The following is a 12,735-nucleotide window of genomic DNA, read 5'->3' as shown; positions in this document are numbered from 1 at the left end:
ATTGCCTCGCCGAGGAGCGCGTCCAAGTCGGCTTCGACGAGGTTGAGAAGATCCTGGCCGAAGACGCATAGCGTCGATTCCCAGGGGTGGCCGAAGGTGCCGAACCGGAAGTCCTCGGCGAGGTAGATGTAGTAGTCGTTGTCGGGGTACGGCGACAGTGGCCAGCCCCGTTTGCCGGCTGGGTCGATGTTGTCAGGGCCGAGGAGGCTGGGCCAGACTCGGTAGCAGGTGTGCTGCCAATCCAGAAACAGGATCGAGTCGGTGCCCGCAAGGGACGTGAGCCCGGCATGTACGACCTCGACCATGCGGTCGAGCCGGACGTACCCAGGGTCGTCGTCCAGGATCTTCAGACTCCAGGTGACTGAAGGAATCGGCTCGGTGATTGCCGGGTACCGGTGCATGCTCGGCCGGAAGTCGAACTCCTTGTCGAAGCGGTCCCAGACCGCCTTCTCAGCGCCGACAAGCTCGCGGTAAGCCCCTAAGCGCCACGTCCGGCACCCTACTCGATCAAGGCCAGTGTCACAGCGTTAAATCGCTGCTCGCAGCGACGATGAGCGTTGGCCTGGCGGCTGAGAAGCACGCATGGGGGATGGCAAATGTTGACCATGTCGATCATGACGAGGGTAGCAGCCGTCTCGCCAGTCAACGCTTCCCCCACCTCGAATCCCCAGGCGAATGGCGCTGGCGAACCGCTATCGTCGCTCGATGCACCGTAACCCTACCGAGCCCGACGAGTTGACCGTCCACTGCCGTGAGAGCCCGGACGTCACGGTTCGGCTGTATGACCGGTACTCCCCGGACGAATATGGGACCGGGTTCTCCGTCGATCACGGGCACGTCGGTGATTCCGGCGGGGTCCGGTCGGCCGACGTACCCGTGATCACAGCCCTCGACGCTTACCGCTGATCGCTACCAGAGGGCACCCCATGCTCCGAACATCAGGACTGGCGTCAACTCGTTCCAGGTAAGGGGTCGCCCGATAACCTCCGTGTACTGACCACCGCCAGAGACGGGCGTATACCCGGTGCCTTTGCCGTAGCCCACGCTGTAACTCTCTACCCCGTTCGGCTGATCGTGCTCGTCCAGACTCTGACCGTAACCGAACTCGTAATCGCCAAGAGCCACGTTGCCATAGCGTCCGTACCCTGCCGCGTCGTCGAAGGTTCCGTCGGACTCGGTGACTGCCACGTTAACGCCGGCTGACGTGCCGAATCCGCCACCGTAACTCTTCGTCCAAGTCAGTCCGACGACCTCGTCGTCACCCACAATGCACAGCTGACCGGACATAGCCACGGTAGCCACTACCCCACCGCCTCCGCAGAGGCCGCCGGACTGCATTCCATTCACCAAGCCGACAAAACCCAGCCCCGCTGCCTGTGCAATCGAACCGAAGAGTCGGTTGCTTTCGGTATCCCGATCTTCCTGCTTCGGCTCGTGGACCGTGGGGCCACAAGTCGCACTTCGGGAACTGGCGCCGCCGCTGTTCTCACACGACGGACCCGTAGGTCTCGCCGGCTTGTCCACCTCGCAAGACAGCGCGCCAGAGCAGCCGCCACTTCCCTCATCCTTAGAGTCACGCATCTCACCGGTCGGGTCGCTGCTGGTTACCGGGGCGTTATTGGCGTACGCGTAGCCGTTCCAGCTCTGTGGGTCTGAGCTGTCGAAGACGGGGTCGACGCTGATGAAGCGCCCGATCGTCGGGTCGTACTCGCGAGCGCCCACGTGCACGAGTCCAGTCGGATCGTTGGTACCGCCGACGAAGCCCTTGCTACCGAATCCGCTCGGCTGGCTCCCGCGGCCCGCGCCGAAGGGTGCACTGCGCCGACGCTGGCACGACAGGGTGGACGAGTCGACCACGATCGAACCGGTGCCGTGGTGGTCGGTGATCGTCCAGGTCAGCGTCGATCCGCTGGTCAGGTTGCCGGACGAATCGGTGTTGGCCGACCGCGCGGCTACACCACCGTAGTAGCGGATGGCCATCACAGCACCACTGCCGTTCGCGCGCAGTTCACTTCCGTCCGGCAGATAGAGCGTCCGGTAGCCGCCCGGCTCGACGCGGATGATGCGGTTGCCGTCCGCGTCGTACACCATGCTGGTGTCGCTGGAATCGTCAACCAGGGAGAGCTTGCCGTCCTCGGTCCAGCTCAAGGACTGCTGGCTTCCCCCAGGAGCGGGTCGGCTAATGGTGTTGCCGGCGGCGTCGTAGTCGTACGTCTTCGTGCCCGCGCCGGTCCCTGTGGTGACGACGGAGGCAAGCGCGTGCAGCGGCTTGCCAGTAGCGCCGTAAGTGTAAGTCGACAGATAATCGACGCTTCCGTCCGCCTTGTAGCTGGTTTCAGTCTTGCGGTTGCCCGCGAGATCAAACGTCCAGCTCAGCCGGTATGGGTCAACCCCGGCTACCTGCTTGTTGCTGCTGTCGCATGTGGCCGATGCTTCGGTCCACGCGTCGGTCAGGCGGCGCAGGTAGTCGAAGTCGAAGCATTCGGCTTGGTCGACGATCCCGTTGGTCGTGGTCTGGATGGATTGGACGTTGCCGCCGTTGTCGTAGACGTATGCGTCGATGGTCTTCTGGTTGACCCAGGTGGTCGCCGAGGTCTGGACGTCGACCTGGGATGAGGTCAGCCGACGGGTGGCGTCGTCGTAGCTGTAGGTGTGGCGGACCTGCTTGCCAGCGGTACCCAGGATCTGCTGCGCCACGAGCCCGTCGTAGGTGTAGGCAGTATCGGCGACATACGTCTGGGGTGCGCTGGCAGCACCGCCAGCGACCCCGACTGTTTGACCGACGCTGTTGTAGGTGTAAACCAGAGTTTCGTCCGCCAGCCCGCCTACAGACGCACCGGATTTCTTGACGGTGGCCTGGGTTGCCGGGGCACCGTTGGTCTTGTAGGTGTAGTCGATGCCGTAGGTTCCTGCGAGGGCGCCTTCAGTCGCGGGGATGATCAGGTCGGTGTGCCGAGGCTTGTAGCTGTCGTCATAGCTGGTGATCTGCTGCGTGTAGGCGGAGCCGCCGACCTGGTTGCCACCGATGTAGCGGCTGGATGAGGCCAGCTGGCCCTTTCCACTGGGCACGGTGTCGTAGCTCCAGCTGGCCAGCATGTTTGCGGCCGTCTGGTCGGTGGACTTATACAATCCCGTTTTGCGGCCCAGAGCGTCGTAGGTGTAGGTCAGGACCTGGCCGCGGCCGTCGACGGTCTTGGTGATGTTTCCGTCGGCGTCATAGTCGGTTGTGGACGTACCGGTGTCGGGATCCACGGTCCGGGTCTTTCGGCCGCGCGAATCGTAGGTGTACATCCATGCGGCATCGTCGGAGCCGACGACCTTTGCGAGCCGGTCGAGTTTGTCGTACTCGTAGCGGGACATCGGACCGACGACAGTAGATTCGTTGGTCTGCAGCAGGCCGGTGGTGCGCCCGAAGATGTCCGTGTAGGTGGTCGCGTCGATGCCGCCGGTGGCGCTGTTGACCGTGGTGTGGTCGCCGAAGTAGCTCGTGGTGGTGATCGTCCACTTCTGGGCGCCGGCGGACCACAAGGCGTCGGAGGTCTGCCTTCCGGCGGTGTCGTAGGTATACCGGTGCTCGACTGGCGGCGCGGTCGGCATCACAATCGCCCCGTAGGGCATGGCGACTTCGTCGTAGTTGAACACCGACGTGCTCGTGGTCAAGCCGCGCGCGTCATAGTTTGTGGTCGTTATGAGCAGACCGCTGGTGGCCGGGGTCTGTACCTGGCGGGTTCGGCCCAGTCCGTCGAGCAATTCGAAGGAGCGAATCGTGTTGCCGTTCGGGCCGAGCACGTAGCTGATTGTGTAGGACGGTCCGGTCGAGCCGCGAACCGCGTAGGTGTACTCCGTGTCCGGCGTTGTACTCGTTGAGTGTCCCGGCCGCCAGACTTTCGTTAGCCGGCCGAGCGCGTCGTATTCGCCGGTGGTCGTCTTGGCGTTGGCGTCGGTAACGGTCTTGGGAAGTCCGCGGAGGGGGTCGACCGCGGTTACGGTCGTGAACCCCTTCGGGTCGGTAACGGTGATTGACGTTATGGCCTTGTCCGAAGCAGGCGCATATTCGGTGGTGGTCACATACCCGAGGCTGTTGGTGACCTTCGTCGGCCGGCCATGGATGTCGTACTCCGTCTGCGCGACAGTGTCATAGACACCCACGCAGGAGAAGTCGTCGGTGCAGGGTCCCTCGCCGATCAGCTTCTTCCAGCCGATGACGGCCTCAGATTTCGTCTGCAAACCACGCACCTGCGAGGCGTCGCCGGGAAGGTCCCGGAACGCCTGCTGGTCGTAGTAGAACCGCTCCTGCTTGAGGACATTGTTGGGACTATCGGGTCCCTTGCAGAGGGTGCCTGGGTAGATCGATGTCTTGCCGTAGACGGTCCTCTGTGCCACTCGGTCAGTCATCCATGCTGCGGAAGTGCCGGCGTACTCGGTCAAGGTGCAGGTTTCGTCGTCCTCAGTGCCGTCGACGCCCTCGGGGTGTGCGACGTCAACGGTGACTAGGCCATGGTCGGTGGACTCGGAAATACGGTCGTAGGTTTGATCCCACGTGTAGTCGATCTTGTGATAGCGGTAGGTGTTCGAGTCCGCGAGCCGCTGCCGCGACAGCGTTGCTCTGTTCTCGGAAACGTACGCGGTCTGGGTCGGCGGTTGCGCACCGGTGATGGTGCGGCTGCCGGTACTCCACTCGACCGGGAACGAGATCGTCGACGAGTCGACCACCTCGGCCCCGGCCGCGTTCAACGTGAACGACTTTTCCTCCAACAGGGCGCCGGCCCGGCTTTGAAGGTCGGCCCACGCCACACCACGTGAATCGGTGACGGTGACACTGCGGGTGCCCCAACCGTCGTCGGTGCGGTCACCGTTCAAGCCCCGGAAGAACACCTGCTCCCGTTTGATCGTGCCAGACCCTGCGGTGCCGGTGACTGTGGTGACCGTCGACCAACCGCGAAAGTCCGACCAGGACCGGTCGGCCAGCCGGGAGCCAAACGAGTCATCGTTGTGGTGCCACAAGATGTTCGTCGACGACGACCCGGTGTTGGTGTAACTGTAGGTGTGCAGCACGTCGGGCTGGCCGCCGACCAGGTCCTGCTCCTTGACCTGGGTGACGCGGATCTTGTTCCACCAGGTCCAGCCTCCGTCGGTCGTGTTGCCCGGCGGCGTGTACTGCTGAGGGAAGCAGCGTTTCGGGTTCCAGTCCGGGTCCGGGGCGCTGGTGCCTGCGCCGCAGTCCGATCCCTCGTAGGTCACCGCGGTCAGCCCGCCGAACTCGTTGAAGACCTGGGTGAGCCGATAGCGCAGGATGTTCACCCCGGTGTTGACGGCCTCGAACCCAGCGCGGTTGGCGAACCGATTCCCACCGAAGTGCACCGTCGGGAGAGCTACTGCGGTTCCAGTCAGGCCGGTATGGACGATGTCGTCCAGCCACAACGCCGGGTCGGTCGCCGACTCACTCGTAGCAGGGAACGCATGATCCAGCGCCCACTCATCCACCGGCACATAGGAAGGAGTGGCCAACGTGTGGTTCCACACCTTGGTGGTGACTTTCGCCAGCCGACGGTAGGTCCAGAACGACGGGGACACGTTCCCGGTGCAGGACGTCTTGACCGGAGGACAGTCCAGGTCCCATGGCACGTCCGGCCAGTTCTCGACCACCGGGCTCGGCCCGCCGCCCGTCCAGCAACTCGACAGACACCGATCGCCTTGGGTGAACTCGACCAGACCCACCGGCTTGACGCCCGTGAACTCCTGACCCGCCCGGATCCCATACTCGATCTTCAGAAGACTGCCGCCACGGTCGTACGACACCAGGTTCGTCGCCGAACCGTTCAGGCCCGTCTTGGGGGTCTGCTTCTGGTAGTAGTACGTCATCGAGTTCCCGGCCGGATCCACGACATAATCGAGGTTCCACCGCCACGTCATCACACACCACGAGTTGGCGAAGCCCGTGCCGCGCTTGTTGTAGCAGCGGTCGCTGGAGTGGTTGGCGAACACCGGCACGTTCCACGCCGAATGCGTTTCCGGGTTGCCCGTGTTCCAGGTGGGCAGCTTGTTCATGCCGAAGTAGTACTTGGTGCCGTCCGCCGTGGTGATCTGCCACGTCTCGGCACCCTCACCGTAGTTGCCCAGGCCGACATACTTTTCGATCTTCGACCCGTCACCGTCGGCCATCTTCCACTTGTCCGTCGCGTCATCGCGCACAAGCGGGGTCGACTTGCCGCCCCAGACCAGGGTCGCGTTGTCCTGGTTCCAGCACAGGTCCGCGGTCGCATTCGCATAGGTTGGGGTTGTGTCCTTGTCCTGCGCGCAGGACCGGTACGACCGTTCGATGTACCCCGGCTCGTAAGACCAGCCCTCCCCCAGCCACGACGTCTGCGCCGACTCCGCGTTGGTCCTACCGTCCACCGCCGACGACGAATACGAGAACGTGATGTCCGGCGTCAGGGACCCCGGCACCGACGGCACATTCAGCTTGTAGGAGGTGGAAAACGCGCCACTCGACGTACCGGCCTGCCACGACAACGCCGACGACAACGAGGTCTTCTTGAACGTGCCACTGTCGCTGGATCCGGTGGCCTCCAGCAACACCACCTGCTCGGCCGCGGAGACATCCGCGCCGTCGACGGTGCCCAAACCACCCGGTCCGGACTCGATCGACTGCGCAGCGGTCGTACCCGCCGAGACCGAGAGTTCCACCCGCGCCGACACCGACTGCGCCTTGGCATCATTGCCGCCGACGAGAGGTGTGCGGGTTGCGCAGTCCGGCAGGTCCGGGGTTGCCAAGGCGCACGCTGGGGCCAGCACCGCCCGCAGACGGGGACCGTAGTCCCCGCCGTACGCGTGCCCGAACGCGGCATAGTTGACAGAGAGGTCCACGGTCGCGGCGGCATTCAGGCCGTCAGCGCGGGAGACCCGCAGACCGGCCGCTGCCCCAGCGGCCTCGGCCGTCGCGTGGTCGATCGACGACAATGTCACTGCGCCCGGCATGTCCGACCCGTCGGCCGCATCCTGCAATGCGCGCTCGGACAGCACGTCACCGCCGTCGGCGACATCGACTGCCGTGACCGCGACCGGTAGTCCGCCGACGGTGGTGGTCACCGGAGCTGTGGACAACACGCTCGCGTCTGTCGAGGAGGACGTCTTTGCTGCTGTCGTTGTTTGGGGGAGGGTCACCGTCGTGCTGGCCGCTGAAGGCCACGTCACCGACGGCGCCGACCATTGCGTCTGGTCGGATTGGGCCTGCGGAGCGGTCTTGACGCCCACCGGGGTCGCAGGCGACGACTCGTCTGGCGCGGTGGCGGCCGCGCCCTCGGCGAGAGCCGGATGCGCTGGCAGCACCGAGAATAGCCCGGCAACCAGCACCAAACTCATCAACTGTGCCAACCGCCCCCGCGCACTGAAGCGGGCGGACGCAGACGACAACAACTCACGCTTAACAGACCCCGTGACCACGTGAACCCCAAGAGCGCAGCGATAAATGTCGCAACATCATGAAGCCGAACCCGGGACGAGTCAAGATCACAAATCGGACCAGCGCCCAGCTGGGGCAAATTATCTCTTGCGTGCGACGGCGATAGCTGCTCTCCCGACGGAGCGGGCCCGGTTCATCCTGAGCCGTACCGGGTTCGGTGGAGGCCGTGACGTCGGCTCAACGAACTTTGCGGGGGTCGGTGTACCCGCTGTGACTGTCTGATAAGGACTGTCCTCTTAAGATGCACCATGGCTCTTCGTGATCATCTTGGTGTCGAAGCAAGTTGGTCACAAGTGAAGAGCCACGGGCATGAGTGATGCTACGACCCGGCTGCTGGGCCTGGAGGGCCTGGCCGTCACCGGTATCGAGGACGGGCAGGTGGGGCCGGTGGTCTACCTGGTTACCGCGGATGAGGCGGCGCGGCGGTGTCCGGAGAGCGGCACGCGGGCGCGCCGGTCGAAGGGCCGGCGTACGACGCGGCAGCGGGACCTGCCGACAGGTTACCGTCGGCGGAGTCTGGCGTGGCGCAAGCGGCGATGGCGTTGTGACGAGCCGTCCTGCCCGCGCCGTTCGTTCACCGAGGCGGTCGGCTCGGTACCGGCCCGCAAACGGCTGACCGTCCGGTTGCGCGCATCCGCCAGGGCAGCGGTCGCCGACGCCGGGCGCACCGTTGTGCAGTCCGCTCGCGACCACCGGGTGTCGTGGCCGGTGGTCGTGGCGGCGTTCACCGAGCATGCGGCCCGGGTACTGCCCGTCCAGCCCGAAACGGTCGAGGTCCTGGGCATCGACGAGGTCCGCCGGGGCCGACCGAAATGGGTCTACGACGAGCAGGCGCAGTCCTGGCAGACGATCGTCGACCGGTGGCACATCGGCTTCGTCGACCTATCCGGTGGGCAGGGCCTGCTCGGACAGGTCGAGGGCCGCACCGCCGCCGCGGTCGTCGAGTGGCTGGCGGCCCATCCCGCCGACTGGCGGCAGCGGGTCCGCCACGTCGCGATCGACATGAGCACCGTATTCAAGTCCGCCATCCGCCAGGCCCTGCCCCACGCCCAGCTCGTCGTCGACCACTTCCACATCGTCCAACTCGCAAACGCCGCGGTGACCGAGGTCCGCCGCCGGGTCACCATCCAGGTCCGCGGGCGGCGCGGCCGCAAGGCAACCGCGAGTGGGAGCTGCGCAACCGGCTGACCCGCCGGGCCGACAGCCTGTCCGACGACCACCTCGCCGAACTGCAGGACGACCTCAAGCTGCTGCCCAAGCGCATCGGCACACCGATCACTGCAGCATGGAAGGATATTGGGCTTCCATCGACGATCGGCGCACCTGATTTCGTCCGATCCTGCTAGCGTCAGAGCCATGATCAGCCAGGATCGGAGAGGACGCCGAGGGCTCTGCCGGGCCGCCGCGGTCGTGATCGTCGCGTTGGCGGGCCTGGTGTCGGCTTGTTCCCACCACGACGAACGGGCGTATTCCTACGACTCCGGCGACATGTCCTTAGAGAACGGCATCGAGCTCTACGGCCTAGTCATGCCTGGCTGTCCCTACGACGATGTGCACTACGCCTTGGTCGGGGACTGGGGACACGATATCTATCTCAGCTTCTCGGCCTCCTCGGAGTGCATGCTGTCGTTCCTCAGGACCAACGTCATGGAGGGCGGCGAACCCACCAGCGCGCCACGAGCGCACTTCCAGCTCGCCGCGAAGACCGATGAGGTGGGTTGGTCCTTCCCCATCGACCATACCTATGTCGGCTATCACGGAAATCGGACCGGCGGACGGCCACTGGAGATCATCGTCGACACGACGGCTGACAAGCAGGTCCTCTACCTCTTCGGGTTCCCCGTCTGACCCGGCCGCGCTGACCGTTCGTGGAACCGGCCAGTCTGCTCCCGCCTGGCGGCGAGGGCGCCAACCGGGTGATCAAGACCGTCGCGGCGACGCCTACCGGTTCCGTAAATCGGTCAACCAGCGGCTGCCCGCCCGAGCTGTGACCACTCCACGAGCCCGAGGCCATCTCGACCTGAACCGCACCGGGTGTGGTGGAGGCTCTGATGTGCCCCGGGTTGCTTGGAGTCGTCTTGATTGACTCATGCCACAAGCAGTGCGGTCGGATGGAGCTTCTCAGCTTGTCGTTTAACCTCCCCGGCCGTTAGCTGCCGCTACGGCCCGGGAGCTCTTTGTGCACTATGGACAGAGATCGGCCTTGGCGTGATCATGGATGTTGCTGAGACACCAAGATTCACCCCAAAGCCGTGGAGATAAGTGTGCGCGATGACGCCGCCCGCGTCGAGGCTCTCGCCGTGTTGTCCGCATTCCGGACCGAGTTCTACCGCGCTCTGACCACCCGCGCTGACGCGCTGTTCGAGCTCACCGACGCACTGCTGTGCACCGACGGGCAGGTCAGGTCGCTGGTCGACCTGGTCCTGGCGCCCGAGCACCGCCGTGGCCACGGCGGCATGTACGACGGGCTGAGCAGCGGACGTGTCGACGTCACGCGGCTGCGCCGCGCCGTCGCGGGCCTGGCAATACCGCGAGCCGCAGACGGGCGGATCGTCCTGGCCGTCGACGTCAGCCCGTGGCTGCGCTCGGACGCCCAGACCAGCCCGGACCGGCTGTTCTGCCACGTCTACGGCCGTGCGAAGAACCAGTCGCAGCTGATCCCGGGCTGGCCGTACTCGTTCGTGGCGGCCCTCGAGACCGGCCGGACCTCATGGACAGCGATCCTCGACGCGGTGCGGCTCGGACCAGCAGACGACATGGCCGCGGTCACCGCCAACCAGCTGCGCCAGGTCGTGCAGCGCCTCATCACAGCCGGCCACCACACTCCCGGCGACCCGCGGATCCTGATCGTGTGCGACGCCGGCTACGACATCCCCAGACTGGCGTTCCTCCTCGCACACCTGCCCGTCGACCTACTCGGTCGGCTGCGTTCCGACCGGGTCATGGCACTACCCCCACCCGCCCGCACCCCGGCCACGACCGGCCGGCCCCGCAAACACGGCCCCATCCTCGCGCTGAACGACCCGACGACCTGGCCGGCCCCGCACACCACGACCACAACGCAGACCAGCCGCTACGGCACCGCGACAGCGACCGGCTGGAACCGCGCCCACCCCCGGCTGGCCCGCCGCACCAGCTGGATCGACCACGACACCACCCTGCCGATCATCGAAGGCACCCTGATCCGGCTACAGGTCGACCACCTGCCCGGCGACCGCGACCCGAAACCGGTCTGGCTATGGACCTCCATCCCCGAGGCCACCGCCGCCGACGTGGACCGAAGCTGGCAGTCCTACCTGCGCAGATTCGACCTCGAACACACTTCCGGCTACTCAAGCAGACCCTGGGCTGGACCCGGCCGAAGATCCGCACACCCCAGGCCGCCGACCGGTGGACCTGGCTGATCATCTCCTGCCACACCCAGCTACGCCTCGCCCGCAGCCTCACCGCATACCTCCGCCGACCCTGGGAACGCCCTACCGACCCGGACCGGCTCACCCCAGCGCGAGTCCGCCGCGGATTTCGCCGCATCCACCCGAAGATCGCCCACCCCGCCAGCGCGCCAAAACCCGGCAAGGCCGGACCCGGACGACCTTCCGGCTCGAAGAACCGGCAGCCCGCACCCAGCTACGACGTCGGGAAAACCGTGAAACGCGCACTCAGCATCACCGAACGACGAGAGCAGACGGGTTAAACGACAAGCTCAGTGCCCGTTGAAGAACCAGATCAGGGCGGAAGATTCGGCTGAGCCGACAATCTGAATCTACTTCGGGGTGTCACGAGGACACGAGGTAGGGCCTTCGAGTACGGCTGTGGTTGTCGAAGCCATGCCACCCCGAAGGCCCTACCGTGTCTTTCTACCTGGTCTGCGGCCAGGCCGCTGCCGCACCCTCGGCTCCCGCGCCCGAGCACCTGGCCACGGCGCGTCCACGCCGCTACCCATCCGACACCAGCGACATCGAATGGCGGCTGATCGCCGCATACCTGCCCGCCGGAGGCACCAGCGACCGCGGCGGCCGGCCGGTCACCTACCCGCGCCGCGACATCGTCGACGCGATCCGCTACCTCGACCACAACGGCTGCGTGTGGCGGGCGCTACCGGTCGACTTCCCACCCTGGCCCACCGTCTACCACTACTTCCGGACCTGGACCCGCGACGGCACGCTCACTCGGCTGCACTCGGGCATGCGTGAACAGGTCCGCCTCGCCGAAGGCCGCAACGCTGAACCGTCGGCGGCGATTGTGGACTCGCAGTCGGTGCGCGCAGCCGAGGCCGTCGCCAACACCAGCCGCGGCTACGACGCGGGCAAGAAGGTGAATGGCCGCAAGCGCCACATCGTCGTGGATACCACTGGCCTGCTGCTGATCATCCTGGTCACCACTGCTGGGGTGCAGGACCGTGACGCCGCCCGCACGCTGCTGTGGGCACTGCGCACCTGCTTCACCGAGTGGTCAGGATCTGGGCCGACGGAGGCTACTCCGGCCAACTCGTCGACTGGGCCGCCGACGTGCTTGGCGTGGCCGTGGAGATCGTGCGCAAGTTGGCCGACCAGGTCGGGTTCCAGGTTCTGCACCGCAGGTGGGTGGTCGAGAGAACGCTGTCGTGGATCACCCGCTGCCGCCGCACCGTGCGCGACTACGAGCGCCACCCCGAACACCATGCCGCGATGGCCCAGTGGGCCATGGTCATCGTCATGACCAGACGCCTGGCCCGCTACCACCGCACCGGCCGCCTCCGACCCGCCGCTGCCACCACAGGCTGACCCGGTTGTTCAACCGGCGCTCAGAAACGCACTCCTGAATAGATCACCGGCACGATCATCTGATAAGCGACAACGAGCGTGCCGACGGTGACGAACGGAGTGCTGACGAGCACTACCGCCGACGCCACGCGGACGCGGGTCCGCAGCACAGAATGCATTTGGGTTGTCCGCGTCATTACCACCAACGATGTGACCCAGGTGGCCAGGCCGACCGACGCCACCAAACCGAGCCACGACGAGACCATCGTGAAATTCGTCGCGAACCGATCGCCCGCGTCGCTGCCGTTATGAAGCAAGTACGGCCTCGCCTGCAGCCCAGTCCGGAGATTGATGCTCGCAAACGCAGTCAGGGCGACGCACCACAGGCCAACGAACCCGACGGCAGTGCGCCGCAGGCGGGCGCGGCTACGCTGCGCCGCCTCATCGAGCATCGTCATGCAAAGGATCATAGGCCGTCGCGGTCCACTTGAGTGTCGCCGTGTGGTGCTCGAGATCCCTCATGACCCGACG

7 protein-coding genes and 1 pseudogene are annotated in these 12,735 nt (G+C 65.6%); 5 read left to right on the top strand and 3 right to left on the bottom strand.

Translation table 11 applies throughout. The features are described from left to right. Positions 1-401, bottom strand: a 401-nt coding sequence (locus AB0H43_RS38800) for a DUF2716 domain-containing protein (RefSeq protein WP_360008653.1), incomplete at its 3' end; no start/stop codon positions are given. 304 nt (positions 402-705) lie between these two features. On the opposite strand from AB0H43_RS38800, the gene AB0H43_RS38795 reads away from it, so the two are divergent. Continuing rightward, positions 706-906, top strand: a complete 201-nt coding sequence (locus AB0H43_RS38795; RefSeq protein ID WP_360008650.1) for a hypothetical protein — start codon at positions 706-708, stop codon at positions 904-906. Between the two features lie 3 nt (positions 907-909). Here AB0H43_RS38795 and AB0H43_RS38790 read toward each other — a convergent pair whose 3' ends face one another. Then, positions 910-7,362, bottom strand: coding sequence for an RHS repeat-associated core domain-containing protein (locus AB0H43_RS38790; RefSeq protein ID WP_360008648.1), 6,453 nt, complete (start codon positions 7,360-7,362; stop codon positions 910-912). 409 nt (positions 7,363-7,771) lie between these two features. Between AB0H43_RS38790 and AB0H43_RS38785 the strand changes: the two genes are divergently transcribed. From AB0H43_RS38785 to AB0H43_RS38770, 4 genes and pseudogenes are all read left to right on the top strand, one after another. After that, positions 7,772-8,650 carry a transposase gene (locus AB0H43_RS38785; protein ID WP_360008645.1) on the top strand — a complete coding sequence of 293 codons (879 nt, stop codon included), beginning with the start codon at positions 7,772-7,774 and terminating at the stop codon, positions 8,648-8,650. A 168-nt stretch (positions 8,651-8,818) separates the two neighbouring features. Beyond that, entirely contained in the window at positions 8,819-9,310 is a 492-nt protein-coding gene (locus AB0H43_RS38780; RefSeq protein WP_360008642.1) for a hypothetical protein, read from the top strand. 410 nt (positions 9,311-9,720) lie between these two features. Next, positions 9,721-11,156, top strand: a pseudogene (locus AB0H43_RS38775) (NF041680 family putative transposase). A 218-nt stretch (positions 11,157-11,374) separates the two neighbouring features. Then, positions 11,375-12,225, top strand: a protein-coding gene (locus AB0H43_RS38770) for an IS5 family transposase (RefSeq protein ID WP_360008656.1) whose coding sequence is annotated in 2 segments (ribosomal slippage) — positions 11,375-11,906 and positions 11,906-12,225 — 852 coding nt in all. Because the reading frame shifts where the segments join, the coding sequence is not laid out codon by codon here. Positions 12,226-12,245: 20 nt separating this feature from the next. Here the strand turns inward: AB0H43_RS38770 and AB0H43_RS38765 are convergent. Further along, positions 12,246-12,662: a hypothetical protein gene (locus tag AB0H43_RS38765; protein WP_360008639.1), complete on the bottom strand. Its 417-nt coding sequence runs from the start codon at positions 12,660-12,662 to the stop codon at positions 12,246-12,248. Between the last annotated feature and the right edge of the window lie 73 nt (positions 12,663-12,735).

Origin of the sequence: Hamadaea sp. NPDC050747, from assembly GCF_040654195.1 — a bacterium.
Classification (GTDB): domain Bacteria; phylum Actinomycetota; class Actinomycetes; order Mycobacteriales; family Micromonosporaceae; genus Hamadaea.
This window is presented reverse-complemented; position numbering and strand designations above follow the sequence as displayed.